This is a genomic window from Streptosporangium sp. DT93, from assembly GCF_049844535.1.
Taxonomy (GTDB): Bacteria; Actinomycetota; Actinomycetes; order Streptosporangiales; family Streptosporangiaceae; genus Streptosporangium.
On record NZ_JBNCLF010000014.1, the window covers coordinates 206,268 to 232,891 of the forward strand.

26 protein-coding genes are annotated in these 26,624 nt (G+C 73.9%); 10 read left to right on the forward strand and 16 right to left on the reverse strand.

Annotated elements, in window-relative coordinates; all coding sequences use genetic code 11:
* The first annotated feature begins 7 nt into the window (after positions 1 to 7).
* The 3 genes from ACLQ2R_RS27500 to ACLQ2R_RS27510 all read left to right on the forward strand — a co-directional run bounded on the left by ACLQ2R_RS27500 (position 8) and on the right by ACLQ2R_RS27510 (position 2,847).
* Positions 8 to 949 carry an SDR family oxidoreductase gene (locus tag ACLQ2R_RS27500; RefSeq protein WP_425963575.1) on the forward strand — a complete coding sequence of 314 codons (942 nt, stop codon included), beginning with the start codon at positions 8 to 10 and terminating at the stop codon, positions 947 to 949.
* A 77-nt stretch (positions 950 to 1,026) separates the two neighbouring features.
* Positions 1,027 to 1,674, forward strand: coding sequence for a class I SAM-dependent methyltransferase (locus ACLQ2R_RS27505; RefSeq protein WP_425963577.1), 648 nt, complete (start codon positions 1,027 to 1,029; stop codon positions 1,672 to 1,674).
* A gap of 360 nt (positions 1,675 to 2,034) precedes the next feature.
* Positions 2,035 to 2,847 (forward strand): neutral zinc metallopeptidase, encoded by an 813-nt coding sequence (locus ACLQ2R_RS27510; protein WP_425963578.1) that lies wholly within the window; start codon positions 2,035 to 2,037, stop codon positions 2,845 to 2,847.
* Positions 2,848 to 2,894: 47 nt separating this feature from the next.
* On the opposite strand, the gene ACLQ2R_RS27515 is transcribed toward ACLQ2R_RS27510, so the two are convergent.
* The 10 genes from ACLQ2R_RS27515 to ACLQ2R_RS27560 all read right to left on the reverse strand — a co-directional run bounded on the left by ACLQ2R_RS27515 (position 2,895) and on the right by ACLQ2R_RS27560 (position 14,571).
* The gene (locus tag ACLQ2R_RS27515; RefSeq protein WP_425963580.1) at positions 2,895 to 4,304 is read right to left on the reverse strand and encodes a hypothetical protein; all 1,410 of its coding nucleotides are present in this window, start codon (positions 4,302 to 4,304) and stop codon (positions 2,895 to 2,897) included.
* 149 nt (positions 4,305 to 4,453) lie between these two features.
* A complete protein-coding gene (locus ACLQ2R_RS27520) occupies positions 4,454 to 4,591 on the reverse strand; it encodes a hypothetical protein (protein ID WP_386236780.1) in 138 nt (45 codons plus the stop codon).
* Between the two features lie 257 nt (positions 4,592 to 4,848).
* Positions 4,849 to 7,635: an AAA family ATPase gene (locus ACLQ2R_RS27525; RefSeq protein ID WP_425963581.1), complete on the reverse strand. Its 2,787-nt coding sequence runs from the start codon at positions 7,633 to 7,635 to the stop codon at positions 4,849 to 4,851.
* Positions 7,636 to 8,083: 448 nt separating this feature from the next.
* Positions 8,084 to 8,773 (reverse strand): TetR/AcrR family transcriptional regulator, encoded by a 690-nt coding sequence (locus ACLQ2R_RS27530; protein WP_425963582.1) that lies wholly within the window; start codon positions 8,771 to 8,773, stop codon positions 8,084 to 8,086.
* A 27-nt stretch (positions 8,774 to 8,800) separates the two neighbouring features.
* On the reverse strand, positions 8,801 to 9,007 hold the full coding sequence (locus ACLQ2R_RS27535; protein WP_425963583.1) for a ferredoxin: 207 nt from the start codon (positions 9,005 to 9,007) through the stop codon (positions 8,801 to 8,803).
* A 14-nt stretch (positions 9,008 to 9,021) separates the two neighbouring features.
* Complete coding sequence (locus ACLQ2R_RS27540; protein WP_425963584.1) at positions 9,022 to 10,218, reverse strand: cytochrome P450; 1,197 nt, start codon at positions 10,216 to 10,218, stop codon at positions 9,022 to 9,024.
* A 108-nt stretch (positions 10,219 to 10,326) separates the two neighbouring features.
* A complete protein-coding gene (locus tag ACLQ2R_RS27545; protein WP_425963585.1) occupies positions 10,327 to 11,655 on the reverse strand; it encodes an aminotransferase class I/II-fold pyridoxal phosphate-dependent enzyme in 1,329 nt (442 codons plus the stop codon).
* Positions 11,656 to 11,818: 163 nt separating this feature from the next.
* Positions 11,819 to 12,655 (reverse strand): phosphoenolpyruvate hydrolase family protein, encoded by an 837-nt coding sequence (locus tag ACLQ2R_RS27550; protein ID WP_425963647.1) that lies wholly within the window; start codon positions 12,653 to 12,655, stop codon positions 11,819 to 11,821.
* 5 nt (positions 12,656 to 12,660) lie between these two features.
* The gene (locus ACLQ2R_RS27555) at positions 12,661 to 13,881 is read right to left on the reverse strand and encodes a Tm-1-like ATP-binding domain-containing protein (RefSeq protein ID WP_425963586.1); all 1,221 of its coding nucleotides are present in this window, start codon (positions 13,879 to 13,881) and stop codon (positions 12,661 to 12,663) included.
* 330 nt (positions 13,882 to 14,211) lie between these two features.
* Positions 14,212 to 14,571, reverse strand: coding sequence for a PRC-barrel domain containing protein (locus ACLQ2R_RS27560; RefSeq protein WP_362809268.1), 360 nt, complete (start codon positions 14,569 to 14,571; stop codon positions 14,212 to 14,214).
* 184 nt (positions 14,572 to 14,755) lie between these two features.
* Between ACLQ2R_RS27560 and ACLQ2R_RS27565 the strand changes: the two genes are divergently transcribed.
* A complete protein-coding gene (locus ACLQ2R_RS27565) occupies positions 14,756 to 15,322 on the forward strand; it encodes a VOC family protein (protein WP_386236799.1) in 567 nt (188 codons plus the stop codon).
* A 109-nt stretch (positions 15,323 to 15,431) separates the two neighbouring features.
* Positions 15,432 to 16,100, forward strand: a complete 669-nt coding sequence (locus ACLQ2R_RS27570; protein ID WP_425963588.1) for a TetR/AcrR family transcriptional regulator — start codon at positions 15,432 to 15,434, stop codon at positions 16,098 to 16,100.
* 52 nt (positions 16,101 to 16,152) lie between these two features.
* Here ACLQ2R_RS27570 and rhaI read toward each other — a convergent pair whose 3' ends face one another.
* The 4 genes from rhaI to ACLQ2R_RS27590 form a co-directional block, all read right to left on the reverse strand.
* Positions 16,153 to 17,298, reverse strand: a complete 1,146-nt coding sequence (gene rhaI / locus ACLQ2R_RS27575; protein ID WP_425963589.1) for an L-rhamnose isomerase — start codon at positions 17,296 to 17,298, stop codon at positions 16,153 to 16,155.
* 15 nt (positions 17,299 to 17,313) lie between these two features.
* On the reverse strand, positions 17,314 to 17,631 hold the full coding sequence (locus tag ACLQ2R_RS27580; protein WP_425963648.1) for an L-rhamnose mutarotase: 318 nt from the start codon (positions 17,629 to 17,631) through the stop codon (positions 17,314 to 17,316).
* A 132-nt stretch (positions 17,632 to 17,763) separates the two neighbouring features.
* Positions 17,764 to 18,387: a substrate-binding domain-containing protein gene (locus tag ACLQ2R_RS27585; protein WP_425963590.1), complete on the reverse strand. Its 624-nt coding sequence runs from the start codon at positions 18,385 to 18,387 to the stop codon at positions 17,764 to 17,766.
* Positions 18,388 to 18,736: 349 nt separating this feature from the next.
* Positions 18,737 to 19,939: an MFS transporter gene (locus tag ACLQ2R_RS27590; protein ID WP_425963591.1), complete on the reverse strand. Its 1,203-nt coding sequence runs from the start codon at positions 19,937 to 19,939 to the stop codon at positions 18,737 to 18,739.
* A 59-nt stretch (positions 19,940 to 19,998) separates the two neighbouring features.
* Between ACLQ2R_RS27590 and ACLQ2R_RS27595 the strand changes: the two genes are divergently transcribed.
* Together ACLQ2R_RS27595 and ACLQ2R_RS27600 are read left to right on the forward strand one after the other, a co-directional pair.
* On the forward strand, positions 19,999 to 20,979 hold the full coding sequence (locus ACLQ2R_RS27595) for an ArsR family transcriptional regulator (RefSeq protein ID WP_425963592.1): 981 nt from the start codon (positions 19,999 to 20,001) through the stop codon (positions 20,977 to 20,979).
* A 172-nt stretch (positions 20,980 to 21,151) separates the two neighbouring features.
* On the forward strand, positions 21,152 to 22,165 hold the full coding sequence (locus tag ACLQ2R_RS27600; protein ID WP_425963593.1) for a zinc-dependent alcohol dehydrogenase: 1,014 nt from the start codon (positions 21,152 to 21,154) through the stop codon (positions 22,163 to 22,165).
* 156 nt (positions 22,166 to 22,321) lie between these two features.
* Here ACLQ2R_RS27600 and ACLQ2R_RS27605 read toward each other — a convergent pair whose 3' ends face one another.
* Positions 22,322 to 22,807, reverse strand: a complete 486-nt coding sequence (locus ACLQ2R_RS27605) for a carbohydrate ABC transporter permease (protein WP_425963594.1) — start codon at positions 22,805 to 22,807, stop codon at positions 22,322 to 22,324.
* A gap of 156 nt (positions 22,808 to 22,963) precedes the next feature.
* Here ACLQ2R_RS27605 and ACLQ2R_RS27610 point away from each other — a divergent pair, with 156 nt between their 5' ends.
* The 3 genes from ACLQ2R_RS27610 (at position 22,964) to ACLQ2R_RS27620 (ending at position 25,626) form a co-directional block, all read left to right on the forward strand.
* Positions 22,964 to 24,394 carry a serine hydrolase domain-containing protein gene (locus tag ACLQ2R_RS27610; protein WP_425963595.1) on the forward strand — a complete coding sequence of 477 codons (1,431 nt, stop codon included), beginning with the start codon at positions 22,964 to 22,966 and terminating at the stop codon, positions 24,392 to 24,394.
* A 240-nt stretch (positions 24,395 to 24,634) separates the two neighbouring features.
* Complete coding sequence (locus ACLQ2R_RS27615; protein ID WP_425963596.1) at positions 24,635 to 25,147, forward strand: NUDIX domain-containing protein; 513 nt, start codon at positions 24,635 to 24,637, stop codon at positions 25,145 to 25,147.
* Positions 25,144 to 25,626, forward strand: coding sequence for a metallophosphoesterase family protein (locus ACLQ2R_RS27620; RefSeq protein ID WP_425963598.1), 483 nt, complete (start codon positions 25,144 to 25,146; stop codon positions 25,624 to 25,626). The genes ACLQ2R_RS27615 and ACLQ2R_RS27620 overlap by 4 nt, the downstream gene beginning before the upstream one ends.
* A gap of 100 nt (positions 25,627 to 25,726) precedes the next feature.
* On the opposite strand, the gene ACLQ2R_RS27625 is transcribed toward ACLQ2R_RS27620, so the two are convergent.
* Positions 25,727 to 26,557 (reverse strand): PhzF family phenazine biosynthesis protein, encoded by an 831-nt coding sequence (locus ACLQ2R_RS27625; protein ID WP_425963599.1) that lies wholly within the window; start codon positions 26,555 to 26,557, stop codon positions 25,727 to 25,729.
* Positions 26,558 to 26,624 lie beyond the last annotated feature (67 nt).

Below are 26,624 nucleotides of genomic sequence, written 5' to 3' on the forward strand. Positions count from 1 at the left end.
CCAACTCATGCGCGTTTTCGTCACCGGGGCATCCGGATGGATCGGCTCCGCCATCACGCCCGAACTCATCGGCGCGGGCCACCGGGTCGTCGGGCTCGCCCGCTCCGACGCCTCGGCCGCCGCCCTCATCCGGGCCGGGGCCGAGGTGGTCCGCGGCACGATCGACGACCTGGACGTCCTGCGCGAGGCGGCCGCCGCGTCGGACGGCGTGGTCCACCTCGCGTTCAACCACGACATCGCCTTCCAGGGAGGCTTCCAGATCGCCGCCGACGCCGACCGCCGCGCCGTCGAGACGTTCGGGGAGGCGCTCGCCGGCTCCGGCCGGCCCTTCGTGCTCGCCTCCGGGTTGCTCGGGATCACCCCGGGCCGGATGAGCACCGAGGAGGACGGGCGTACGTCCGTCCCGTCCCCCACGCACCTGACCGGCGCGGAGACCCGTATGGGCACCGCACGCCTGGCCCTCGGCCTCGCCGGTCGCGGCGTCCGCTCCTCCGTCGTACGGCTCCCGCCGACCGTGCACGGCGAGGGGGACCACGGGTTCGTGGCGGCCCTGGTCGGCGTCGCCCGCGACAGGGGCGTCTCCGGCCACGTCGGCGACGGCTCCCAGCGCTGGCCGGCCGTGCACCGGGCCGACGCCGCGCACCTCTTCCGGCTCGCCCTGGAGGACGCGCCGGCCGGATCGCTCCTGCACGCGGCCGCCGACCAGGGCGTGCCGATCCGCTCGATCGCCGAGATCGTCGGCCGCCACCTCGACCTGCCGGTCCGTTCCGTCCCCGCCGGCGACGCGGACGAGCACTTCGGCTGGCTGGCGGGGGTCCTCTCGACCGACAACCCCGCCTCCAGCGAAAGGACCCGCGCGCTGCTGGGGTGGCACCCGACCGGGCCGGGCCTGGTCGAGGACCTGGAGAAGGGCCACTACTTCCACGCCGACCGGCCCGTGCGGCCGTAGCCGTCCGACCGTCCGGCCGTCCGGCCGCCTGGGCGAGATCGTGACCGCCCGCCCCCGGGGCGGGTTAGGGTGATCCGGTGTCCGAGATCTCGCCGCGCGACAGGCGGCTGCGCCGGTACTGGGACCGGCAGGCCGGCTCCTACGACCGGCGGCTGGCATCCGTCGAGCGCCGTTTCCTCGCCGGCACCCGTCCCTGGCTGTGCGGGCAGGCGGCCGGCGAGACGCTGGAGGTGGCCGTCGGCACCGGCCTGAACCTCGCGCACTATCCCGGTGACGTGCGGCTCACCGGCGTGGAGTGGAGTGCCCCGATGCTGGCGGTGGCCAGGCGCCGCGCCGGTGATCTCGGGCTGGCCGCCGATCTCCGGCAGGGCGACGCGCGGGCGCTGCCCTTCGGCGACGGGCGCTTCGACACGGTCGTGTGCACGTTCGCGCTGTGCGGCATCCCCGACGAGCGGATGGCGCTCGCCGAGATGGCGCGGGTCCTGCGGCCCGGCGGGACGCTGCTGCTGGCCGACCACGTGGCGTCGTCGTCCTGGCCGGTCCGGGTGCTGCAGGCGCTGCTGGACGCGGTCAGCGTGCCGACGGCCGGGGAGCACTACCGCCGCCGGCCGATACGCGAGGTACGCGCGATGGGATTCACCGTCGAGCGCCACGAGCGCTTCACGCTCGGCGTCATCGAACGGCTCGCGGCCAGGAAACCCGATCAGGCGGGCGAGACCCGGTAGCGCCCGGCGGCCACCGCCGGGACGGCCGGGCCTTCACGCAGAAAGCCCGGCCACGCCGGCAGGGTCCGGCAGCCCGGCGGCGCCCGGCCCCCGCCGGTCGTGCACGGCCGGCGGGGGCCGGGGCGAGGTCTCCACGGCATCCCCGGCACCGGGTGGGAAAAGCGTCGGCCGCGCCGATTCCGGGCACCGGACCCGGCGATTCCTTTCGCATATCGGATCGACATCACCGGAATTGAATTCGCTCCACGGACGGCTTTCACGTTCGCACTTCTTTGTCATACGATGACCATGCCGTTGAGGCTCCGCACCGATCGAGGCACCGCGCGTTCTCCTGGTGGTCGCCGGTGACAGGGGGAGACCATGGTCGTTTCGCAACGGGGAGCCGCCCGCCTGGCGTGTGTCGCGCTGTTCCTGACCCTGCTGGTGGTGATTCCCGCGGACGCCGCGGCGGCCCGGGAGAACGGAGGAAAAGCGGCGCCCGTTTCCGTCGCGAAGCCTCTCGGCGACCTGGAAGACATGTATGAGGACATCCGTAGCGCCGAATATGTCATCGACCGTTTCTGGGCGAGGCACTGGCCGGAGTTCTTTCCCGGGGAGTATTCTCCCCCGCGCGTTCTCGGCACCTACGACGGCGCCTACGCCGGGGCGTACGGCGCCTACGGCGGGGGCTACGACGGCATGTACGGCAGCGGGGGCCACGACGACGCGGACCAGGGCGACGGCGCGGACCACGGCGGCGGATGGGGCAGCCTGCCCACATGCCACGGGTACCCGCTCCCCGACGACAACGCCCTGTACTGCTGGCCGCCCTACGACTTCGTGGCCTGGGACGTCGATCTCATGCGGATGGGGTACCGGCAGGGGGACGCCTGGATCTACCTGATCGTCGCGCACGAGTGGGGTCACGCCGTCCAGGCCCGCATCCCGGAGAGGCTGGTGTCGCGGCAGATCGAGCTGCAGGCCGACTGCCTGGCCGGGGCGACGCTGTGGGGGGCCGGTGAGGACGGCATGCTCCACTTCGAGGACGGTGACACCGCGGAGCTCGCGGCCGCCCTGCGTCAGCACGCCGACGACACCCCCTGGACGGACGTGAACGACCACGGCACCGCCGCGCAGCGCCTGAGCGCCTTCAAGCGGGGCGCCCTCCGGGGAGTCGGGGGCTGCTTCACCTGACGAACGCCCGGCCCTCGAACGGGGATCGCCGCGGGGCGGTCCCGCCGTCAGGCGGAGCTGTGCGCCGGGATCCACCTCGCCTCGGCCGCCCGCCTCCTGCTCCGGCACTCGCCGAGGAGGCCGGCGGTCCTCCCGCCGGAGAGCGGCTCGGTGACCCGCCGGTCGTCCGGCAGCACCTGCCAGATCGGATCGCGCCGGATGAGCGGCCTGTCCCGGTCGGGCTCGTCCTCCGACAGCGGCGTCCAGAGCGTGCGGACACCGAGGTCGTTGACGAGCCTCAGGTGGGTGCGGCACCCGGGGCAGCGAACCCCCGCCGCGCCGAGTTCCCGGCGCCCGACGGTGAAGTGGCCGTAGTGGTCCACCCCGCGCTGCCGCCACACCAGGTCCATGTGCCGCCCCCAGTCCACCGCGGCCGCGTCCCTGCCGGTGGGCGCGCAGACCGGGCAGGGTACCCGCGGCTCGTCCCAGAAGCGGGGGTCGTCCAGTTCCGGGTCGTGGTGCCCGAGGTGTTTCACCGTGCCGGTGACGCCCCCTCCCGCCCCCTCCGCGAGACGCCCGGTCCGCGGCAGGGCGGTGATCGGGTCGGAGGCGTTGACGAGCCGGGCGAAACGGTCGGCGTGGGCGTCGCTCAGGCGGGGGACGCCCAGCACGGAGGGGACGGTCGGGTGCTCGAACCGCCGCATGGCCCCGGGGTCGTGGACGACGTGCGCCGAGGTGATCATCGGTGGTGTGGAGCCGCGCGGCAGCAGCCACAGCGTGGTGAGCAGCTCGCTCACCGACCAGAAGGACGCGAAGTAGTCCGGCCCGGGGCGGACGATGACCCGGCCGGTCGCGCTGATCTCGTACATCAGCCGCGCCACGCCCTCCCACATCTGCTGGCGGGTGACGACCTCGCCCGGGTAGGAGTACTCGCCGGGCGGCACCGTCCGCACGCTGACCGAGTGGTTCCTCTCGAACGCGGCCCGCCACTCCTCCGCCTCCCGCCTCCTGGCGGGGTGGGAGCTGAGGAAGTAGTCCGCCGGGCGGTCGAACATCCAGTAGTGCCCGTCCGGCCGGGAGGGGCCCGGGGCGGGGGGCATGCCCAGTGCCCGGCGCAGCCGCCGCTCCAGCCACTCCCCCAGCGCCGCGTTCTCCATCGTCTCCCCGTGCAGGGGGGCGTGACCCGCGCGGGTCAGCACGTTGCGGGGCAGCGGGGTGCGGCTCAGCACGACGGTGGCGGGGTCGAGCCTGGCGCGGGCGTCGAAGGCCGCGTAGACGTCCTCGGGGCCCTCCACCGAGCAGTCCCACACCACGAACGCCGAGGCCCTGCGGGCCGCGAGGACGGCCGCCGCGCCGGCACCGGGGAGGGCGGCCAGCAGGCGGACGCCCAGCCTCGCGCAGATCGGCCGCACCCAGTTGTCCAGCAGGTCGTGGCCGCCCTCGGTCGGCGGCACGAAGATCGTCAGGGTGGCGTTCACCGGGCCGCCCTCCCGGGGCGGGACATGATGCCCATCCGATGTTCTCCCCCTCGTCGTGGCGTTCCGTGAACGGCGCTCTCCGGCGCCGGCGGGTGCGCGGCCGGGCCGCCCGGCGGGCCGGCGCGGACCGGATGACGGCCCGTGGGCGCTCACCCCTCCAGGTGGATCTCCAGGAGGGTGACCAGCTCGATGACGCCGTGGAAGGGCACCGGTGGTCCCGCCTCGGGTTCCACCGTCCCGGCGATGTGACCGCCGGCGGTCCTGTGGACGTCTACGGTCAAGCGCATCGCGGCCTCCTGTCGGGCGTCCTCTCCCGGCGCTCCGGCAGGCGCCCACGGTAACGGCCACGCTCCCCTGACGCGTCCGGGGAGAACCCCTACGGATCACCGGCCGAACCCCGACGCCGCCCGCGACCCGGCACCGTTCGCGGCCCGGCACAGCCCGCGACGCCGCCCGCGACCCGGCGTCCGCGACCGGCCTCCGCGGTCCGTCGTCCGTGACCCGGGACCGCCCGCGACCCGGCGCCGTCCGCGACCGGCCCGGCTCAGCCGCCGGGCTCCGACAGCACGGCGCGCAGCTCGACCCGGCTGGTGACGTTCAGCTTCGCGTAGACGCGGTTGAGCTGGGTCTCCACGGTGCTGATGGACACCGAGCGCCGTTCCGCGATCCGGCGCGTGGTCAGTCCCTCGCAGACCATCGCCACCACCTCGCGCTCGGCCCCGGTGAGGGTGCCGAAGGCGGCGTTGGGGCCGTCCACCGACAGCCTGAGCTCCCCGGCCGTCCTCAGGGCGAGGTCGGCGTAGGCGGCGGCGCCGGTGCGGTTGAAGACGACCAGCGCCCGCCGCAGCAGCCGTTCGGCCTCGGCGTGCCGGCCCCGGGCGTGCAGGGAGCGCGTGGCCACCAGGTCGATCCTGCCCGCCTCGATCGGCAGTCCCACCTGGCGGGCCAGGTCGCGGGCCTCCTCGCAGTCGCCCGCGGCGCGCGCGTGGTCGCCGCGGGCGGCGGCGATCTGGGCCCGCACCCTGGCGATGGACATCAGCGCGGAACGGCGCCCGCCCGGCGCGACCCGGCCGGCGAAGGCGGCCAGCGACTCCTCCGCCTCGCCGGCCCGGCCGAGCCGGGACAGGGCGTCGGCGCGCACCGGCCCCAACAGGTGGGTGCCGGGCTCCAGGGAGTCGTAGTGCGACTCGATGGTCTCGGCCGCGGCGAGCAGCCGCCGGACGTCGTCCCGCGCCTGGGCGATCGTCGCCCGCGCGCCGGCCGCGTAGAGGATGCCGGCCCTGCTCTCCACGATCGGCGCCCACTCGGCGGCCTGCCGGGCGTGCTCGCGGGCCGGCTCCCACTCCCCCCGGGCCGCGCGCGGGTAGCAGGCCAGGGAGTGCAGGATCGCGTAGTCCCAGACGCGCTCGTTCTCCTCGGCGTCGCCGACGGCCAGCCGGGTGAACCGGACGGCGTCGTCCAGCCTTCCGCGCCGGTACTCGGCCTCGCCCAGGAAGCCGAGCGCCTGGCCGACCCGCAGCGCCTCGCCCCGGGTGGCCCGGGAGACGCTCTCCCGCAGGTCGGCGCAGGCGCCGTCGAGGTCGTCGGTCCACAGCCGGATCATCCCGCGGGCCACCAGGCCGTCCAGTCCCGCCTCCGAGCCGGGCAGGTCGGCGTCGGCCAGCGAGGCGAGGGCCTCCTCGGCGCGACCGGCCAGGGCCCAGCCCAGCGACCGGGCGAACCACGCGAACGCCCCCACCCAGGGTTCGCGGCCGCCGGCGGCGACGGCCGCGGTGCCGTACTCGACCATCTCCGGGTAGGAGACCTCGACCACGGCGATGATCGCGAGCTGGGCCGCGATGCGCGCCCGCAGGTCGGCGGGCGCGCGCGGGCTCTCCGCCCCGCCGTCGCCGGACGCGTCCAGCGCCCGGACGAACAGTCCCCTGGCCTCGGCGACCCGCCCCGAGATCAGCGCCTGGTAGCCGGCGACGTAGTCGCGCCAGGGGCCGGGGGGCGCGGCGAGGATCTCGCTCTCGTAGCGGCGGGCGACGGTGGCGTCCCCCGAGACCAGGAGGGTCTCGGTGGCCGTCAGCAGGCGCGCCACCCGGTCAGGTCCCGGCGGGGTGAGCTCGGCGGCGTGGCGGGCGTAGACCGCGGCCATGGGGAGCCTGCCCCGCGAGAGCTGCGCCCGCGCCTCGTGTTCGGCCAGCGCGGCGAGCTCGCCGTCCGTGCCGCCCCCGGACGCGGCGATCCCGTGCCAGAGGGCGCCGGGGCCGCCGAGCCGGGCGGCGTCGCGGTGCAGTGCGCGGCGCCGTTCGACGCCGGAGTCGTAGTAGATGCGGTCCCAGACGAGCAGGGTGGTGAACGTGAACTCCTGCCCGGCCGTCCCCGGGATCTCCCTGATCAGGCCCGCGTCCACGGCCTCGGCGACGGCCTCGGTGACGTCGGCGACACCGACGACACCGGCGACACCGGCGACACCGGCGAGCGCGCGCAGGTCGGCCAGCCCGAACCGGCGGCCGAGCACCGCCGCCGCGCAGACCACCTCGCGGGTACGGCGCCGGCACGCCGCGAGCCGCGTCACGACCGCCTGCGTCATACCGCGCGGGGCGGGCAGCGGGCCGTTGCCGAAGTTGATCGAGTGCATCTCCACCTGGTCCAGCAGGAGGATCGCGTGCAGGACGTTGCCGTCGGTGTGCTCGTGCAGCCTCCTGGCCCCCGACGGGGTCAGGCCGTCGTGGCCGGTGGCGACGGCGAGGCGCACCAGGTCGTCGGGGGTGAGCCCGCCGACCTGGACCAGCCCTCCCTGCGCCGAGCCGAACAGGCGCGCCCAGCCCTCGTGCAGCTCCAGCGGGGGCGCGTCCGGTTCCGCTCCCGCCGGGCGGGCGGCGGCCTGGTGGACGATCAGCAGCAGCACCTGGGCGTTGCGCAGGCGCCTGGCCGCCAGGCGGAGCGCGGTCATCGACTGCCGGTCGCCGCAGTGGGCGTCGTCGACGACCACGATCAGCTCGCCCGCCGCGGCGAGCTCCGCCGCGAGGGCCTGGCCGACGAAGGCGGCCTCGGCCTGGCCCGCCAGCGTCCGGGCGAGCGCCGGGACCGGCAGTTGCTCGGCGATCTGGTCCAGGACCCCCCACGGGTGGGCGAGCGCCTCCTCGTCGCCGAAGGCACGGACGGCCGGCACGCCGGGGAGCGTCCGCAGGAAACGCTCGACCAGCTCGGTCTTGCCGATTCCCGGCACGCCCCGGACGCCCACGACGCGCGCGTCACGACGCCTCGCCGCCTCCCACGCCTCTCCGAGGAGCTCCAGCTCCCGTTTTCTGCCGACGAACAGCGGAGAGGTTCTGCCGTGCAACGCAGCACTCCCTTTTTCACGTTTCGCGTGTTCCTGGTGGTGATTATGGGTCAGGGACGGACCCGCCCGCATCGATTCCCGGTGGAGGCCCCGGCGAAGCGAATCATGCGGGATTTCTTCCGGCGGATACGGGAATTCACGAATACGACCGACCGTGAATCGCTCATCGCGCTTCTGATTCGTTCCCGGGAAGGGAACGGTCCTTTCTCGCGCCCGGTACGATCGCGGTGACCGGGTGTGTTCCCCGTTCCCTTTCGAATGCGGGCCGATCAGGGTTCGAGCCCGCTCCCGGGGCGGCGTCCGGGGACCTTTCCGAGGGGTTCGCGTGGCGGCGCGTCGTGCGGTTCCCGGCGCCCGGGCGGCTCGTACGAGGCGGCGTGACCGGCGCGCGGATGAGCGGCCGGCCCTTCCGGCTCCTCCGGCCCTTCCGGCTCCTCCGGTGAGATGTTCACGTCACTCCCGGTGATCGGATCCCCGCTCCGGGCGGCGGGGGTGCCGGGGCGGGTGGCAGGGGTGCCGGGGCCGGGCGGAGCCCGTCGACGAGCAGTGCGAGGTAGCGCCTGGGCCCCGCTCCCCGCGGATCACCGGGGTGCGCGGTGGCCAGGGCCATCACGACGACGGCGGCCAGGTCCCGGACCTGGAGCTCGGGCCGTACGAGACCGGCGGCGGCGGCGCGGCGCAGCAGCCCCTCCATCGAGTGGACGCAGCGGTGCACGCTCTCGACGTCGACCACGTCCGTCTCGCGGGCGAGCGCGAGGACGACCCGGCGTCCGGAGAGGACACCGACGGTGGCCTCCAAAGAGCCGACGAGGTCCCGCCACGGGTCGCCGGTCTCCACCGTGACGGCCGGTTCGATCTCCGTGGTGAGCAGGTGGGCGAAGACGGCCCGCACGAGCCGGTCGCGCGAGCGGAAGTGCCGGTAGACCGTGGCGACGCCGACACCGGCGCGGCGCGCGACCTCCTCCAGCGTCACCTCCGGCCCGGCCTCCTCGAAGGCGCGCCCGGCCGCGACGACGATCCGCTCGTGGTTACGCGCGGCGTCGGCCCGCAGGCCCCGCCCCCGCGCTCCCCGCGACCTCGCCGGCTCCTGCGGATCCTCAGGCTCCCGCGGCTCCTCCGGCTCCCGCTTCTCCGTCATCGGCCCGCGTCGGCGGCCATGCCCGGCTCACCGCCCGGCCTCGTCCCGCGGCGGGCGTATCGCCCCGGACGGGCAGAGCGTGACCGCCCGGCGCACGGCGGCCTCGTCCCCGGGAGGGATCTCCTCGGACAGCACGACGACGATGCCGTCGTCGTCCTGGTCGAAGACCGAGGGTGCGGTCAGCACGCACATCCCGGCCCCGATGCAGATGTCCCGCTCGGCGTCGGCTCTCATCGCGATCCCCTCTCTCACCAGGTGACGGGGAGCCTGTGCAGCCCGTACACGACGTGGAAGGCCCTGAACTCGATCTCCTCGTACGGCACGGCGAGCGCCAGGTCCGGGAAGCGGCGCAGCAGCGCGGGAAAGGCGATCCGCATCTCCATCCTGGCCAGCGGGGCGCCGAGGCAATGGTGAACGCCGTGCCCGAACGCGACGTGGCCGGGTGCCCCCCGCCTGACGTCGAACCGCTCGGGGTCGTCGACGAGCGCCGGGTCGCGGTTGGCCGCCGGGAGCGCCAGGACAAGCTGGGCCCCCTCGGGGATGGTGTGCCCGGCGATCTCCACCTCGGTCGTGGTGGTGCGCGGCACGCCCGAGTGGACGATGGACAGCCACCGCAGCAGCTCCTCCACGGCGGGTTCGACCTGGGCCGGGTCGTCGCGGACCAGGGCGAGCTGGTCGGGGTGGCGCAGCAGGGCCAGGGTGCCGAGGCCGAGCATGTTCGCGGTCGTCTCGTGCCCGGCGAGCAGCAGCAGCGAGGCGATGCCGGTGAGCTCGGGGTCGGTCAGGTCGTCGCCGTGCTCCCGTATCAGCATGCCCAGCATGTCCTCACCCGGCTCCACCCGGGCGCGCTCGACCAGGACGCTCATGTACGCGCGGTTCTCGAGCTGCGCGGCCGTGCGCTGTTCGAGGGGCAGCGACACGTCGAGCAGCCGGCCGGTGCGCCGCTGGAACTCCTCGCGGTCGGAGTAGGGGACGCCCAGCAGCTCGCAGATCACCAGCGAGGGCACCGGCAGCGCGAAGAGCGAGACCAGGTCGGCGGGCTTCCCGGCCCGTTCGAGGTCGTCCAGGGCCGCGTCGACGATCTCGACGATGCGCGGCTCCAGCCTGCGCATGCGGCGCACGGTGAACTCGGGCGTGAGCATCCGGCGCAGCCGGGTGTGCTCGGGCGGGTCGTAGGCGAGCATCTGCCCGGCCTGCAGGCGGGCGAGCTCCTCCTCGGTCATGTTGCCGGGCCGCAGCAGCGGCTGCGGCCCGGCGTTGCTGAAGCGGGTCGCGTCCGAGAGCACCTCGCGGACGTCCTCGTACCGGCTCACCAGGTAGGCGGTGGTCCCGAAGATCGTCGTGAAGCGGGTGACCCCCTCGCGGTCCCGCGCCCGGGCGAGCTCCTCGACCGGATCGAACCGGTCCCGCCGCATGTGCAGGGGCATCACGGGCGTCTCGGTCATCGCTCGGCCCTCCCTCGTACCGGATCGGCTGGACGTCTTCGACGCTATCACCGAAGCGAAAGTTGTCTATCACTTCCAAGAACGATCTCCCGGGACGACGGACTCCGATCAGGCGAGGGGCGGCAGGGTCGCCGAGAGCATGTCGAAGCGGCGGTCGCCCTCGTACAGGGGAACGGGCACGCCCGGCGGCGCCGATGGCAAGATCGGCGACAGGATCGGCGACGGGTCGTAGAGCGGCGTCGAGGCGGTTCCCGGCAGCGGGTCGTAGAGCGGGGTCGGGATCGGCTGCGGCGTGGGCACGGGGCTCGGCGTCCTGTCCCCGCTCTCGTAGAGCACCGCGTACAGCCCGCTGACCAGGCGCCGCACCTCGCCCTCGGGCCGGACGGCCAGGCGCACGAACTGGCCGGTCATGCCGAGTCTGTCGCCGCACGCGCGGACGAGGAGGCCGTGCTCGTCGAGCAGCCGGTCGCGCAGGGCGACGCCGTCCCTGCCGGCGGGAAGCCGTACCAGCAGGAAGTTGCCCTGGGAGGGGAAGACCGCCAGGCCGGGGACGCGGGTCAGCTGGTAGTGCATCGACTCGCGGTCCAGGGCGAGCAGCCGCAGGCTCTCCAGGTACTCGGGGAGGTAGCGGCGGATCATGAAGACCAGGGTCTCGGCGAAGGAGTTCAGGTTCCACCGGGGCAGCGCCCCGCGCACCCGGGCGGCCAGCGCGGGGTTGGCCACCAGGTAGCCGAAGCGGACGCCGTGCAGCCCGAAGTTCTCGCCCAGGCTCTTCAGCACGACCACGTTCGGCCGGATGGCGGCCTCGTTCGCGACGCTCGGGTACGGCTCGGCGTCGGCGAAGTCGATGAACGACTCGTCCACCACGACCAGGTCGAGGTCGACGAGCCGGTCCAGGAGGGAGATGACCTCGTGGCGGCGCAGGTAGCCGCCGCCGGGGTTGCCGGGGTTGCAGACGACCGCCACCCGGGAGCCCCGGTGCCGGACGAAGGCGACGAAGGCGTCCACGTCCAGCGCGAAGCCCTGGCTCTCCTGCAGGGGGTACATGTCCACCCGCTTTCCCGTCCCCAGCGGCTGGTCGGTCCAGCGGCCGGAGGTGGGGATCGGGACGGCCAGGCTCTCCCCGACCAGCAGGTGGTCGATCCAGGTGACCAGCTCGGTCGCCCCGTTGCCCATGACGACGGTCTGCGGGTTCAGGCCCAGCACCCCGCACAGCTCGGCGGTGATCGTGTCGGCGTCGCTGGGACGGCACCTCAGGATCGCGGCGAGGTCGCGTTCCAGGATGCCGAAGATCTCGGGGGTCGGGAAGTACGGGTTGCCCGGGGCGCGGAAGTCGACCAGGTCGGCGCCCTGCTCCGGCGCGGCCCGCAGCAGCGAGAGGACCGACGGGCTGTGCGCGGCGGCGTGCATCCGGCCGCGGTCGATGGAACCGGCCAACAGGGGTCTCCTTCGTGACGGGCGTTCGCGTCTGTGACACCCCCAGCTACGCACTCCGCCCCGGCCCGGTTCAGCCCGCCCCTCCTCACCCCAGGCCGGCGGCGCCGGACTCCCGGACATCGGCCTCCTCCTGACCGGCGTCACGACCGTCCGGCGGGCCGGGCTAGAAGGCGATCTCCTTGAAGGCGCGTACCTGCTCGGTGATGGCGCGCTCGGTCGGCAGGCGTTCGACCGAGGAGGCGCCGAAGAAGCCCACCACGCCCTCGGTGCGGGCCAGCACGTGGCTCGCGTCCGCCGGTTCGGCGATCGGCCCGCCGTGGCAGAGCACCAGCACGTCGGGGCGTACGGCGACCGCGGCGTCGCGCATCGCCTGGACCCGTTCGACGGCCTCGTCCAGGGTCAGGGCGGTGCCGGCGCCGATGCTGCCCTTGGTGGTCAGCCCGACGTGCGGGACGAGCACGTCGGCGCCCGCCTCGGTCATGGCCCGCGCCTGGTCGGGGTCGAAGACGTAGGGGGCGGTGACCAGGTCGCGCTCGCGCGCCAGCCTGACCATCTCGACCTCCAGGTCGTAGCCCATCCCGGTCTCCTCCAGGTTCTGCCGGAAGACCCCGTCGTACAGGCCGACGGTCGGGAAGTTCTGCACCCCGGCGAAGCCCATGGCCGCGAGCTGGTCGAGGAACCTGGGCATCAGCCGGAACGGGTCGGTGCCGCACACCCCGGCCAGCACCGGGGTGCCGGCGACGACCGGGAGCACCTCGGCCGCCATCTCCACCACGATCTGGTTGGCGTCGCCGTACGGCAGCAGGCCGGCCAGCGAGCCGCGGCCCGCCATCCGGTAGCGGCCCGAGTTGTAGATGATGATCAGATCGACGCCCCCGGCCTCGGCGCACTTGGCCGAGAGCCCCGTTCCGGCGCCCGCGCCGATGACGGGCCGGCCCTCGGCGACGGTACGGCGCAGCCGGGCGAGAATCTCCTCGCGGTTCGGCGGAGCGCTCCCCACCCGGGTCACGCGGTGCCTCCCTGGGTGATCATCGCGTGCAGCCGGTCGGCCATGGCCCGGCCGAAGGCGGGGTCGTTGACGTGCAGGTCCGTCTGCTCGACCTGGACGGCCGAGTCCCGGACCCCCTCGGTCAGGGCGTCGAAGCACGCCTGGTCGGCCTTGGGGTCGTGGAAGGGCGCGCCGGGCGCGTCGAGGGCGGAGACGCCGCCGTGCGGGACGAACAGCGCGACCGGGCCGGTGGCCGCCCGCAGCTTGGCGGCCACCCTGCGGCCGAGCTCGGCCATCTCCTCGGCCGTGGTGCGCATCAGCGTCACGGTCGGGTTGTGGACGTAGAACAGCCGGTCGGCGAAGCGTTCGGGAACCGTCTCCCGGGGGCCGAAGTTGACCATGTCCAGGGCGCCGGGGGCGACCACCTGGGGCAGTCCGCGCTCACCGGCGGCCGTCAGCCTGGCCGGCCCGGCCGACAGCACCCCGCCGACCAGGTCGTCGGCGAGCTCGGTGGTGGTGAGGTCGAGCACGCCCGCGATCAGGCCGCTGCCGGCCAGCGTCTCCAGGGCCTGCCCGCCGGAGCCGGTGGCGTGGAAGACCAGCACCTCGTAGCCGAGCTCGTCCAGCCGCTGCCGGGCGGCGTCGACCGCGGGCGTGGTCACGCCGAACATCGACGCGGCCACCAGCGGGCGGTCACCCTCGACGACCGGGGCGGGAACGCTCGCCATGCCGGCGATCGCCGCCGCGGCGTTGCCGAGGATGCGCGCGGAGACCCGGTTGACGCCCGCGACGTCGACCACGCTGTACATGATCGTGACGTCCTTGGCGCCCACGTAGGGGGAGACGTCCCCGGAGGCCATGGTCGAGACGATGAGCTTGGGCAGCCCGATCGGCAGGTCCCTGACGGCCCGCGCCGCGATCGAGGAGCCACCGCTCCCGCCCACGGCGAGCACGCCGTCGAGGCGTCCCTGCGCGTAGAGCTCCGCGAGGACCGCGGCGGCGCCCTCCCCCATCCTCGTGACGGCCGCCCCGCGGTCGCCCGCCGCGCGCAGCGCCGCCAGATCGGCTCCGGCCGCCAGCGCGACCCGGTCGTTGGCGACGTCGGCGGGCAGCCGCGTCTCCCCCACCCCCGCGTCGATCAGGACGACCTCGCAGCCCAGGGCGCGCAGCCTGTCATGGAGCCAGGCGTACTCCAGCCCCTTCGTGTCGAACGTTCCCACCAGGCCTATCGTCGGCATCTCGCGCCACACCTCTCCGCTCAGGACCTCTCCTCGCCGCATCGATCCCGCGGCCGGAGGCCCATATCGAACCCTGCCTTCACATGCCCCGTGAGCTGCGGATCGCACCCTCCGGCGCCGATCCGTGAGGCGGCCGGGACGCATCCTCCCCGGGCACGGGGCCGGGCCCGGGGAGGACGCGCGGGCGGGCGGGGCGGACGCCGCGGGCGCGCCGAGCCGTCGCGCTTCGTCGCGAGCCGTCGCGAGCCGTCGCGGGTCGTCGCGGGTCGTCGCGGGTCGTCGCGGGTCGTCGCGGGTCGTCGCGGGTCGTCGCGAGCCGTCGCGGGTCGTTCAGAGCGAGGGGGAGAACCTGCCGTAGTAGCCGCCCAGTTCCTGGCGGTAGACGCTCTGGCGGTAGGTGGCCGCGTCGTACTCGGGCGCGTCCTGGATCTCCTGCTTGGTGCGCGCGATGTGGACCTTGCGCTCCTCGCGGTCGATCCGGGTCACCGTACTGGCCGGCAGCACGACCTTCCTGCCCGACAGCCAGGAGCCGACGTCCGCGACGACGTAGCTGTCGTCGGTCACGTTGCTCTCCTCCTCCACCAGGCCGACCTTGCCGTCGACGGCCTCCACGTCGAAGCCGATGACGCTCAGCGTCTCGTCGGGACCGTACACGCCCTCGCGGTAGTTCCACAGTCCTTCGATCGTCATGCGGGGGCTCTCCTCATCGGCCGGGTGTCAGGGATCTTCCGCCTACCCGCGGTGGCGAGGGTAAACGGCCCTTCTCCAGGTCGGGCGGCCGGAGGGCGACCGGCACGACAGGGCGTCCCGGATGCTAATAGAATGTCATTCTAGGATTGGCCGGCCTCCCGGCCCCCGACCGCGAGGAGCCCACGTGCACGTCTCACCGGAACCCCCTGCAGTCCCGTCGCCGGAACCCCCGGCGGCACCGGAACTCGCGGCACTCCGGGAGCTCGGCGTGGTCTTCGACCACACCGCCGTCGCGGCGCCCCGGGTCAGGGACCTCCTGCCGATCTACCAGGACCTGCTCGGCGGGACGTTCCTGGGCGGCGGCGACCACCCCGGCGGGTACCGGGTGATGCAGCTCGCCTACCCGGGCGGCGGCAAGGTCGAGCTGATGGAACCGCTGGAGGGCTCCTCGTTCTTCGACAGCTTCTTCGGGCTCACCCGGGGGCGGGGCGGCGTCCACCATCTCAACTTCCACGTGCGCGACCTGGACCTGGCGGTCTCCCTGCTCACCGAGCGCGGCTACCGGCTGCACGGCCTGAACCAGGGTGACCCGAGGTGGCGCGAGGTGTTCCTGCACCCCAAGGAGGCCCACGGCGTGCTGATCCAGCTCGCCCAGGCCGGGCCGCGCGACGACGCCGAGCCCGCCCTGCGCCTGGAGGACGTGCTGGCCGGGCGCGGGTGGAACGGCAACGGGATCCCCAGCCCCTCCTGAGCGGCATCGGGAACGACCGGCCCCCCGGGGGCGGGGTCCGCGAAGGGTCCGCGATCTGCCTTCCGTCCCCCGGACGGACGGTGTACGACGGAGGGTGAGAAGGGGACACATGACACGCAAGCCCGGAGCCTGGGAGTGGAGCCGGACCGCGCAGACCCGGACGAGCATGCTCGCGGCGGCCCGGGAGGTCTTCACCGAGCACGGTTTCGCCGACGCCGGGGTCGCCGACGTCGTCGAACGGGCCGGGCTGAGCGTGGGCAGCCTCTACCACCACTTCGGCGGCAAGACCGAGCTGTTCCTCGCGCTGTGGGAGAGGCACCAGGCCGAGCACGAGGAGAACGCCGCCTCGGCGGTGGCGGAGGCGCGCCGCTCGGGCGTCCGCGATCCGCTGGAGCTGTTCGTCGCCGGTGCCCGCGCCTTCCTGGAGGGCTCCTGGGAGCGCAGGGACCTGGCCCGGCTGTTCATGGACGGGGACGGCCCGCCCGGGTTCGAGCTGCTGCGCCGCACCCGGGGCCGCGAGTGGGTACGGCAGAACGCCGTCCTGCTCGGCGCGGGCAGCACCCCGCTGGACCGGCTCACCGTCGCCGTCCTGACGTCGGTCATCGGCGAGGCCGGCCGCGAGGTGGCCACCTGCGACTCCGGGGAGGAGGCCGGGCGGATCACCGAGGCGGCGATCGAGCTGATCCGCCGCCTGGACCCGCTGCGCGGCCCCCGCCCCCCGTCCGGCGACGGGACCCCGCCTCGGAAGACCGCCCGCAGACCCCGCGCCGGAGCCTGAGGGCCGAGCGCCGGGGGCCGCGGGAACGGTTCTCCCGGGGGGCGGCGCCGTCTCAGGCGCCCCAGCCGGCCTGCGCCCCGCCGACGCGCTCCTCGGCGATCTTCTCGAAGTAGCCCGAGCGGGCGTAGGCCGCCATCGGGTCGGGGTCCAGGCCCGCCTCGGTGCGGATCTCGGCCAGCAGCGGCCGTACGTCGGTGTTGTAGGCGTCCATCACGACCGCGTTGGCCCCGAGCACGTCCCCGGCCGCCTGCGCCGCCGCCAGCGCCTCCCGGTCCACCAGCAGCGCCTTGGCGGTGGCCTCCTGCACGTTCATCACCGACCGGATCTGCCCGGCGATCTTCGGCTCGATGTTGTGGCACTGGTCCAGCATGAACGCCACGTCCTCGGTGAAGCCGCCCCCGCCGATGACCTCGAACATGATGCGGAACAGCTGGAACGGGTCGGCGGCCCCGGCCATCAGGTCGTCGTCGGCGTAGAAGCGGGAGTTGAAGTCGAACCCGCCCAGCTTGCCCTCGCGCAGCAGGAACGCCACGATGAACTCGATGTTGGTGCCCGGCGCGTGGTGGCCGGTGTCCACCACCACCTGGGCCTTGGGGCCCAGCCTCAGGCAGTGCGCGTACGCCGTGCCCCAGTCGGGCACGTCGGTGGCGTAGAACGCGGGCTCGAACAGCTTGTACTCCAGCAGGAAACGCTGCCCCTCCCCCAGCCGCTCGTAGACCCGCTCCAGCGCCTCGGCCAGCCGGTCCTGCCGGGCGCGCAGGTCGTCCTGGCCGGGGTAGTTGGTCCCGTCGGAGAACCAGAGCTTCAGCGTGTCGGACCCGGTGGCGTCCATGATGTCCACGCAGTCCAGCAGGTGCGCCAGCGCCTTGGCCCGCACGCGCGGGTCGGCGTTCGTCACGCTGCCCAGCATGTAGTCGTCGTCCTGGAACACGTTGGAGTTGATCGCGCCGATCCTCACCCCCAGGCCGGAGGCGTGCGCGGCCAGCGCGGCGTAGTCGTCGACCCGGTCCCACGGGATGTGCAGCGCGACCCGGGGCGCCACCCCGGTGAAGGCGTGCACCCGGGCGGCGTCGGCCAGCTTCTCGAACGGGTCCCTGGGCACGCCGCGCTGGGCGAACACCTTGAACCGCGTACCGGAGTTGCCGTACGCCCACGACGGGGTCTCGATGACCTGAGCCCGCAGCGAATCCTTGATCATTGGTCGGTCCCCGAATCAGTTGAGGTGGAAGACTTCCTCGAGCGAGACCATGCCCTCGTCGGGGCGGCCGTCGAGGCTTTCGAAGAACGGTGCCATCTCGGCCTGCCACCGGGCGTTGACGTCGGTCTCGGCCATGGCCGCGCGGGCCGCCTCGAAGTCCTCGGTCTCCAGGTAGCCGACCAGCAGCCCGTCCTCGCGCAGGAAGAGGGAGTAGTTGCGCCAGCCGGTGGCGCTGAGCGCGGCCAGCATCTCCGGCCAGACGGCCCGGTGGCGCTCGCGGTACTCCTCCAGGCGCTCGGGTCGTACCTTCAGCAGGAAGCAGACGCGCTGCACGACGTTGTCCCTCCTCGATGAGGCCCGCGCCCGGAGGTGCCGGACGCGGGCGGTCGCGGTGCCGTCACCGGTGACGGTGGTCACGGCACCTGTAACGGTGGGGCCGGGATCGGTGGGCCGGGGGCGGCGGGGTCAGAAGTCGAACTGGTCCACGTTGGAGGCGTCGAAGGTGAACGGCGGGCCGAGGATGATCTCCCCGTCCTTGCCGACGGTCCGCTCGCCGAGCCTGCCGGCCTTGAGCACCTCGCCCTCGGCCCCGGTGATCTGACCCGAGGCCAGCGCCGCCGCCGCGTAGGAGGCCAGGTATCCCAGGTCCTTGGGGTTCCACAGCGCGAACTTCTCCACCGTCCCGTCCTTGACGAACTGGCGCATCTGGTTGGGGGTGCCCAGGCCGGTCAGCACGACCTTTCCCCTGTACTTCGACCCCGAGATGTAGCGCGCCGCCGCCGAGACGCCCACCGTGGTGGGCGAGATGATCCCCTTCAGGTCCGGGTACGCCTGCAGCAGGCCCTGGGTCTCCTGGAAGGACTTCTGGTCGTCGTCGTCGCCGTATGCAACCTTGACCAGCCTCATGTCCTTGTGCTCGGGCTTGCCGAGCTCGTCCTTCATGAACTCGATCCAGGTGTTCTGGTTGGTCGCGTTCGCCGTCGCCGACAGGATCGCCACCTCCCCCCTGCCGCCGATCAGCTCCGACAGGAGCCTGACCTGGCTGCGCCCGACCTCCTCGGAGTCGGCCTGGTTGATGAAACCGAACATGAGCACTTCCTCAACGGCTGGGGGGTGGCGGACTCCAAATCAAAAACGATTTAACGATCTGAGCTGGACAGTAGAACCAAGCCTCACGGGTGTCAATGCGGCATGAAGGTGCCGTTTCCGTAGCGTTACACCATCCGTGCCGCCCGGCATCCCGGCGCCGCGCGCCGCATCCCGGACCGGGCGCCGGCCGCCGGGAGCCCGATCCGTTGCCACGTTTTAACCCTCGGTGTCCTCCCTGCCCTCTCTGTCCTCAGCGCCCCGCCCCCGCCCTCCATGTCCCGCCCTCCATGCCTGCCCCCGATGCCCGCCCCCCGATGCCCCCCATCCCCTGGCCTTCACCCCGTACCCCTCATCCCGGAGACGGGACGCGCGGTCCGGTCACGGCGTGTCCCTCCCGTTCCCGTCGCAGGCCCGGCGCCAGGGCCAGCGTGACCGCGATCGAGGCCGCCGCCATCACCGCCATCGCGACCGGGGGCGAGGTGAGCTCGGCGACGGTGCCCGCGACCGAGGCCGCGACCCCCTGCATGGCGAGCATGCCGGAGGACTGCAGCCCGAACGCCTGCCCGCCCATCTCCTCCGGCGTGATCTCCATCAGGCGCTGCTGGAGCATCAGGCCCGCCGAGAACCCGGCCGAGGCCAGCGCGACCGCGGCCGCCGCGACGGGCAGCGGCGGGGCGAGCAGGAAGACCAGGTAGGGCACGGCCAGCAGCAGCCGCAGCGGCGTGGCCGACCGCTCCCGCCATCGCGGGGGGACGAACCTGCCCATCACGGTGTCCCCGGCGAGCATCCCCAGGGCGGCGAACGCGAAGAGCAGCCCGGCGTGCCGGGCGTCGTGGGAGACGTAGAGCGACTCGCAGCCGACGATCAGCCCGTTCGGCACCCACATGGCGAGGTAGACCCGGCGGCGCGCCCGGGAACTCAGCAGCAGCCGGTTGGTCCGCCAGGTCTGGGCGACCGACGGGCGCCCGGCGACGCGCGGCGGCCGGTCGCCGAGTCCCAGCCGCGCGACGGCCGCGGCGACCAGGTAGAGGCCCGCGCCGACGAGCAGGGTGACGCGCGGGGACAGGACGGCGACAAGCACCCCTCCGGCGGCGAACCCGCAGATCTGCTGCACGCCGACGGACATGCTGAGCACCGAGCGGCCGAGCAGGTACCCCTCCCGGGGGAGGATCTCGTTCAGCAACCCGATCCGGACCCCGCCGCCCAGGGAGGCGGCCATCCCCTGGCCGAGGATCAGGACGAAGACCGCCCACAGCGGCAGGTCCGGCACCGCGAGGACGGCGATGCTCGCGCAGAAGACCAGCGCCAGCCCGGTCAGCGCGGCGCGGGGCGGCAGCCGGTCCGCCGCCGACAGCAGCACCATCGCCCCGAGCAGCTGTGCGAAGGAGGAGCCGAACATGCTCAGCGCCGACAGCAGCGGCGACCGGGTGGCCGCGTACACGAGCGTGCCCAGCGCCAGCCCGCTCACCGTCGAGGCGGCGACCTGCACCGCGCCGGTCGCGAACAGGGGCGTGAACTCGGGCGTCCCGAAGAGTTCCTTGTAGGTACGCATCCCGGGAGTCTCGACGCCCGCGCCGCGCGGTCGTTAGAGTTTCGCGGGGAGGCGAAACGATGGGCTGGTGGGAGGTCAACGCCGACACCCTCGCGGGGAGCCGGTTCGTGGTCTCCCCCCTGGCAGAGACCACCACCTGCCTGATCGCCCTGGAACGGGCGAGGGCCGCGCATCCGGGTGAGCGCAGGTGGCTCGACGACCACCTGGCCGGTTACCGGGCGCGCCTGGCCGCCGACCCGGTGACGGCGCTGCTCGTCCGGGCCGCGCTGGGGCGGAGCTGGATCGCCGACTTCCTCACCCTCGCCCCGTCCGGAGAGGGCTCCCCCGGCTTCGAGGAGGAGCTGGAGCGGGTACGGCGGACGCAGCCCGAGACCGCGCGGGCGGACCTGGAGATGACGCTGCAGGGACCGGTCCCGGCCGCGCTGCACCGGTCCGACCTGCCCGAACGTGCCGCCCGCCTGCTGGAGTGGGTGTGGGAGGAGACGGTGCTGCCGTACTGGCCCCGGCGGCGCCGTGTCCTGGAGGCCGACATCCTGGCGCGGACGGACCGGCTGACCCAGGGCGGCTGGGCCGCCGTGCTGGGCGGCATGCGCCCGGGGACGCGCTGGCTGGGCGGGAACCGGCTGCAGATCAACACGCAGGACCGCCCGCCGCAGGAGCTGGCCGGTGTCCGGCTGATGTTCGTCCCGGTCACCCGCGGCCACGGCTGGGTCGCCTGGAGCGCGGGCACGCCGGTGCCGCGTTACGCCCTGGTCTACCCGTGCTCGGGCGCGCTGGCCGAGCCGGACCTGACGGCCCCCGAGGCGCTGGGCAGGCTGCTCGGCCCGGCACGGGCCGGGGTGCTCGTCCTGCTCGGCACGCCCATGAGCACCTCGCAGCTCGTGGCGCTGACCGGCCAGGGACTGGGGTCGGTCGGCCGCCACCTGAGGATCCTGCTCGACGCCGGACTGGTCCGGCGGCGGCGCGCGGGCCGCTCGGTGCTCTACCAGCGCACGTCCGCGGGCGAGACCCTGGTGAGGGCGTCGGCACCGGCCGGATGACCTCTCCCGGAGCCGGCGTCCGTGAGATCGGTGGGACGGGACGAGACCGCGTGACCTCCCACGCGACCGGCGTCCGTGAGGTCGCCGCCGTGAGGCCTGGTGAGTCCCGGTAAAGTCGGCCCCCTGAGACCGGGTGAGCCCTCACGCGGCCGGCATCCGTAAGGTTGCCCCCGTGAGAGCGTTCGTCGTGACCGGTCCGCGCCGTTTCGAGGTGCTGGAGGTCGATCCGCCGGTCCCGGGCCCCGGGCAGGTCGTCGTGGACGTGGAGCGGGCCGGGGTGTGCGGCACCGACATGGAGATCTTCGGCGGCGAGATGAGCTACCTCCACGACGGTCACGCCCGCTACCCCGTGCGGCTCGGCCACGAGTGGTGCGGGACGGTCTCCTCGGCCGGCGAGGGCGTCGAGGACTCCTGGGCCGGCGCCCGCGTCACCGGCGACACCATGCTCGGCTGCGGCCGGTGCCGGCGCTGCCTGGCCGGGACGCACCACGTGTGCGAGGACCGCTTCGAGATCGGCATCCGCGGCGGGTGGCCGGGCGCGCTGGCCGAACGGCTCCCGGTGCCGGTCACCGCGCTGCACCGGCTGCCGGACGCGGTCGACGCGGCCGCCGGGGCCATGGTCGAGCCGGGTGGCAACGCGCTGCGGGCCGTCCGGGCCGCGGCCCTGGCGCCGGGTGAGCGGCTGCTGGTGATGGGGCCCGGGACGATCGGCCTGCTCACCGCCGCGTTCGCCCTGGCACAGGGGGCCGAGGTGCACGTGCTGGGCCTGCCCGGGGCGTCGCTGGAGTTCGCCCGCACGCTCGGCGTGCACGGCGCCTGGACCGCCGACCGGCTCCCGGACCTGCCGTTCGACGCCGTCGTCGACGCCTCCACCGCCCCCGGCCTGCCCGCCCTGGCGGCCGGCCTGGTGGAGCCGGGCAGGCGGGTGGTCTACATCGGCCTGTCGTCGACCCCCAGCGCGGTGGACACCCGGACGCTGGTGCTCAAGGACGTCACCGCCGTCGGGATCCTCAGCGCCTCCCCCGGCCTGGCCGGGGCGATCGAGCACTACGCCTCGGGCGCGGTGGACCCGCGCCCGCTGGTGGCGGCGGTGGTGGGCCTGGAGGAGGTGGGCGAGATCCTCGCCGGTTCCCGTCCCGCCGCCTGCGGTCCCGGCCCCAAGTTCCACGTCGACCCGCGCGCCTGACCGTCCCCGCCCGGCGTACGGCACAAGGACCGCTCCCACCGCGCTCCCACCGTGCCCGCACCGCACCCGTGCGCGCCGGCGTGACGGGCGCCGTCGGCCCCAAGGCCGGTCAGCCCTTGAGGCCGGTGTGGGCCAGGCCCTCGATGAACCGATGGCTCATGTCTCATTGAAGACCCACTTCCTGCGCATGCGCCACTGCACGACGGTGAGCAGTGCCACGATCGCGAAGAGCAGGACCGACAGCGTCGCGCCGTATCCGAAGTGATGGAACTGGAAGGCCTGCCGGTACAGGTAGTAGACGAGGACGGTCGTGGACATGCCGGGGCCGCCCTGGGTGAAGAACGTGGTCCCGGCCAGGCGCTGGTTGAGCAGGATCGCCAGGACGAGGGCGAGGGCGAGGTTGAGCACCACCAGGCCGGCGGAGAACAGGGCGGTGCCGCCCAGCACCTCGCGCAGGTTCGCGTCGGCCAGCAGCCTGTCGTAGTTCTTCCCGCCCACGAACTCGAACGTCCCGGCCAGCACGTTCCACTCGTGCAGGCTGTACCAGAGCACCAGCCCGAGCGGCAGGAGCACGAACAGCACGCTGCCGAGCAGTTGCGGGGCGATGAGCAGGTAGCCGGCCAGGTTGTCGCGGCGCCGCACCCTCCTTCGGCACCGACGGCGGCGTGGAGTACATGTTCTACGAGGCCGGGCAGCGCAGCGGATCGACGATCGCCGTCGCCCGCGCCGTCCAGACGCGGCCGGCCGGCGGCCGGTAAATCGATGGGGCCGACGGGACGGCTTTGTTAGTGTGCCCGGATGCCTTCTCAGCGCGCCCTGCTCCCACGGTCGGCACCCGCCGCCTCGGGGGTGTCGTCCCGTGCGATCGCCGCGTTGCTGGACCGGTTCGAGGCGCGGTCCGTCGAGTGCCACTCCCTCATGGTCGTGCGCCACGGTCACGTCGTCGCCGAGGGCTGGTGGGCGCCGTACTCGGCCGGACGCCCGCGCCTTCTGTACTCGCTGACCAAGTCGTTCACCTCGGTCGCGGCAGGGCTCGCGATCGCCGACGGGCTGCTCTCGCTGGAGGACCGGGTGGTGGACGTGCTGCCCGGCCACGTTCCGGCCGACGTCTCGGAGCGGGGACGCCGCCTCACCGTTCACCACCTGCTGTCCATGACGACCGGGCACCGCGCCGACAGCCTCGCCGAGGCCTGGGAGCTGGAACCGGGCGACCTGGTGAGGGGCTTCCTGCGCGTCCCGTTTCCCGAGGCCGAGGGAACCCTGCACGCCTACGACAACGCGACCACCTTCGTCCTGGCCCGGATGGTGGAACGGGTCACCGGCCGGGACCTGCCCGAGCTGCTCGACGAGCGCCTCTTCACGCCGATGGGGATCGAGCACGCCGAATGGGACCGGGTGGCGAGCGGTGCCGCCTTCGGGTTCCACGGGCTGCACCTCACGACCGAGGCCGTCGCCGCCTTCGGCGAGCTGCTGCTGCGCGAGGGCCTGTGGGGCGGCCGCCGGCTCGTCCCGCGCGAATGGGTGCGGCTCGCGACCCGGCGGCACGTCGAGACCCCGCAGGTCGAGGGCTGGTCGGAGAATCCCGACGCGCTGTGCGGGTACGGCTACCAGTTCTGGATGTCGCGTCACGGCTACCGCGGCGAGGGCGCCTTCGGCCAGATGTGCCTGGTCGTCCCGTCGCACGATCTCGTGGTCGCCGTGACCGGCGCCGTCCCGCACGGTGAGGCGATCCTCGACCCCCTGTGGGAGTGCCTGCTGCCCGGCATGGACCAGGCGGGAAGCACCCGGGACGACGAGATCCTCGCCGAGCGGCTGCGGCGGCTGTCGCTCGCGCCGATGCCGGGTTCGGCCGCCCCGGAGCGGTCGGCCGAGGCGAGACTCGACGCCTCCGCCGGGGATTCCGCGCTGCCCGGTGGGACCACCGTCATCGTCGATCCGGTGGACGGCGGGTGGCTCCTGCGGCTCGGGACGTCCCTCGACGTCGAGGCTGGCCACGGCGAATGGAGGGAGAGCTCACCGCTCGGCCGCCCCGTCGTCGCGACCGGCGCCTGGCAGGGCGACACGTTCGTCGCCGACCTCTACGTCATCACCACCGCACACCGGGTCCGGCTGGTGGTCGACGCCGGCGCCGGGACGGCGGTAGCGACGTGGAACACCGTGCCGCTGACCGGCCCCGACCTGGTGCTGCATCTGCGCTCGCCGCTGATGACACGGCCCGACGTCGCGTAGGCGGGGCCGTCCGGGCGCGGGTGCCGGTCCGGGGGCGGGTGCCGGTCCGGGGGCGGGGCCCGCGGATGACCGCCGTCGCGGTCAGGCCGTCGCCGCCCGTCGCCGCTCATCGCCGTCGCGGTCAGGACGTCCCCCCGTCGCCACCCGTCGCCGTCCGGGAACGCCCGTTTCGCCGCGGTGTCACCCGTCCGGTACGCGACGGCCGCGACCGGCCCGCGATCCTGGTCTAGTGTCACCGGGATGACGACCAAGAACTCCCACTGTTCCTTCTGCGGCGCCGCGTTCGCCGCCGGTCAGGCGTGGCCGCGTACCTGCTCCGGTTGCGGCAACACCTCCTACATCAACCCGCTGCCGGTGGCGGTGATGGTTCTGCCGGTGGACGACGGCCTGCTGGTGATCCGGCGCGCCATCGAACCGCACCGGGGCGGGCTGGCCCTGCCCGGCGGCTTCGTCGACCTGGGCGAGTCCTGGCAGCAGGCGGCCGTGCGGGAGCTGCGCGAGGAGACCGGGATCGACGTCGACGTGGAGGAGGTGCGGCTCCTCGACGTGCTCAGCGCCCCCGACGGCACCGTGCTGGTCTTCGCCCAGGGCCCGCGCACCGACGCGGCCTCCCTCCCCGCGGTCGTGGCCACGTCGGAGACCTCGGAGTGGCTGGTGGTCGACGGGCCCCGGCAGCTGGCGTTCCCGCTGCACACGCGCGTCGTGGAGACGTACTTCGACCGGGAACGGGCCGGTGGGAGCATGGGCGCATGAACGTGGTCGTGCTCTCCGACACCCACGCGCCCCGGCGGTGGAAATCGTGCCCGCCCGCCGTGGCCGGACACCTGCGGGGCGCGGACGTGATCCTGCACGCGGGGGACGTCTGCGTCGCCGGGGTGATCGACGAGCTCGCCGCCTACGCCCCGGTCCACGTGGTCAAGGGCAACAACGACGGGCCGGACGTGGTGGCCCCGAAGACCCTGGAGCTGGACCTCGGGGGCCTGCGGGTGGCGATGATCCACGACAGCGGGACGGCGCAGGGGCGGCTCGCCCGGATGCGCCGCCGGTTCCCCTCGGCCGATCTGGTGGTGTTCGGGCACTCCCACATTCCCATGGACCAGGCCGGGGAGGGTGTGCGGATCTTCAATCCCGGGTCGCCCACCGACCGCCGCCGTCAGCCGCACGGCACCCTGGGCACGCTGCGCGTCGAGGACGGCCGCCTGGTCGAGGCGAGGATCGTCCCGGTCACCTGAGCCTTCCGGCGCCCCCACGACGCCCCGGCCTCCGAGGTCCGGCCTCCGAGGCCGGGGACCCCGGAGGCCCGGCGTCCCCGGGGGCTCCGGGGCCGGGGAACTAGAGCTCGACCTCGCCCGTGACGCAGGTGACCGTGCCGCCGGCCACCCAGATCGTCCCGTCGGGGTCGCGGGAGACGTGGGCGCGCCCGGCGCGCCCGAGCACGGTCCCCTGGCTCGCCACGTACGGCGCCTCGGCCCGGCCGGTGCGCAGCAGCCACTGCGCGAGCGAGGCGTTCAGGCTGCCGGTCACCGGGTCCTCGGCCGTGGCGCCGTCCTTGGGGAAGAACGCCCGCACCTCGAACGCCTCGGGGGATCCGGGCGGGTAGGGGCCCACCACCCCCACGTCGAGGTCGACGACCCCGGGCCGCAGCGCGAGCACCTCCTCCGCGCTCGCCAGCAGGACGGCCACCCAGCCGGGCCCGTTGTCGGCCCACTCGGCGTCCAGGACGGCGGCGCGGCCGATGCCGAGCGAGCGCGCGACGCGCTCGACCACCTCCTCCTCGACCGGCCCGGAACGCAGCAGCGGCGGCGCGGCGAAGGCGGGGCCGTCCGCGGTCGGGCGGATCGGGACCAGGCCGAGCCCGCACTCCTGGACGATCACGTCGGACCTTGCGGGCGTCCCGCCCGACGACAGCCAGGCGTGGCAGGTGCCCAGCGTCGGGTGCCCGGCGAAGGGCAGCTCCTGGGCCGGGGTGAAGATCCGTACCCGGTAGTCCGCGCCGGGCGCGTCCGGCGGCAGGACGAAGGTGGTCTCCGACAGGTTCGTCCAGCGCGCGAACCGGAGCATCTCCTCGGCGCTCAGGCCCTCCGCGTCGAGCACGACGGCGACGGGGTTGCCCCGGTAGGGGGTGGCGGTGAAGACATCGACCTGCTGGAAGCGGCGTCGCATGAGATCAAGTATGCCGACTCCTCCACGCCGCCCGCACCCCGGCCGGGGTTCGAGCGCCGCGCCCATA

What these genes read in the sequence shown, in the direction of transcription:
- ACLQ2R_RS27500 (WP_425963575.1), top strand. Translation starts at nt 8, where the DNA reads ATGCGCGTTTTCGTCACCGGGGCATCCGGATGGATCGGCTCCGCCATC.
- ACLQ2R_RS27510 (WP_425963578.1), top strand. Translation starts at nt 2,035, where the DNA reads ATGGTCGTTTCGCAACGGGGAGCCGCCCGCCTGGCGTGTGTCGCGCTG.
- ACLQ2R_RS27520 (WP_386236780.1), bottom strand. Translation starts at nt 4,591, where the DNA reads ATGCGCTTGACCGTAGACGTCCACAGGACCGCCGGCGGTCACATCGCC.
- ACLQ2R_RS27530 (WP_425963582.1), bottom strand. Translation starts at nt 8,773, where the DNA reads ATGACGGAGAAGCGGGAGCCGGAGGAGCCGCGGGAGCCTGAGGATCCG.
- ACLQ2R_RS27535 (WP_425963583.1), bottom strand. Translation starts at nt 9,007, where the DNA reads ATGAGAGCCGACGCCGAGCGGGACATCTGCATCGGGGCCGGGATGTGC.
- ACLQ2R_RS27540 (WP_425963584.1), bottom strand. Translation starts at nt 10,218, where the DNA reads ATGACCGAGACGCCCGTGATGCCCCTGCACATGCGGCGGGACCGGTTC.
- ACLQ2R_RS27555 (WP_425963586.1), bottom strand. Translation starts at nt 13,881, where the DNA reads ATGCCGACGATAGGCCTGGTGGGAACGTTCGACACGAAGGGGCTGGAG.
- ACLQ2R_RS27560 (WP_362809268.1), bottom strand. Translation starts at nt 14,571, where the DNA reads ATGACGATCGAAGGACTGTGGAACTACCGCGAGGGCGTGTACGGTCCC.
- ACLQ2R_RS27570 (WP_425963588.1), top strand. Translation starts at nt 15,432, where the DNA reads ATGACACGCAAGCCCGGAGCCTGGGAGTGGAGCCGGACCGCGCAGACC.
- rhaI (WP_425963589.1), bottom strand. Translation starts at nt 17,298, where the DNA reads ATGATCAAGGATTCGCTGCGGGCTCAGGTCATCGAGACCCCGTCGTGG.
- ACLQ2R_RS27585 (WP_425963590.1), bottom strand. Translation starts at nt 18,387, where the DNA reads ATGTTCGGTTTCATCAACCAGGCCGACTCCGAGGAGGTCGGGCGCAGC.
- ACLQ2R_RS27590 (WP_425963591.1), bottom strand. Translation starts at nt 19,939, where the DNA reads ATGCGTACCTACAAGGAACTCTTCGGGACGCCCGAGTTCACGCCCCTG.
- ACLQ2R_RS27595 (WP_425963592.1), top strand. Translation starts at nt 19,999, where the DNA reads ATGGGCTGGTGGGAGGTCAACGCCGACACCCTCGCGGGGAGCCGGTTC.
- ACLQ2R_RS27610 (WP_425963595.1), top strand. Translation starts at nt 22,964, where the DNA reads ATGCCTTCTCAGCGCGCCCTGCTCCCACGGTCGGCACCCGCCGCCTCG.
- ACLQ2R_RS27615 (WP_425963596.1), top strand. Translation starts at nt 24,635, where the DNA reads ATGACGACCAAGAACTCCCACTGTTCCTTCTGCGGCGCCGCGTTCGCC.
- ACLQ2R_RS27620 (WP_425963598.1), top strand. Translation starts at nt 25,144, where the DNA reads ATGAACGTGGTCGTGCTCTCCGACACCCACGCGCCCCGGCGGTGGAAA.
- ACLQ2R_RS27625 (WP_425963599.1), bottom strand. Translation starts at nt 26,557, where the DNA reads ATGCGACGCCGCTTCCAGCAGGTCGATGTCTTCACCGCCACCCCCTAC.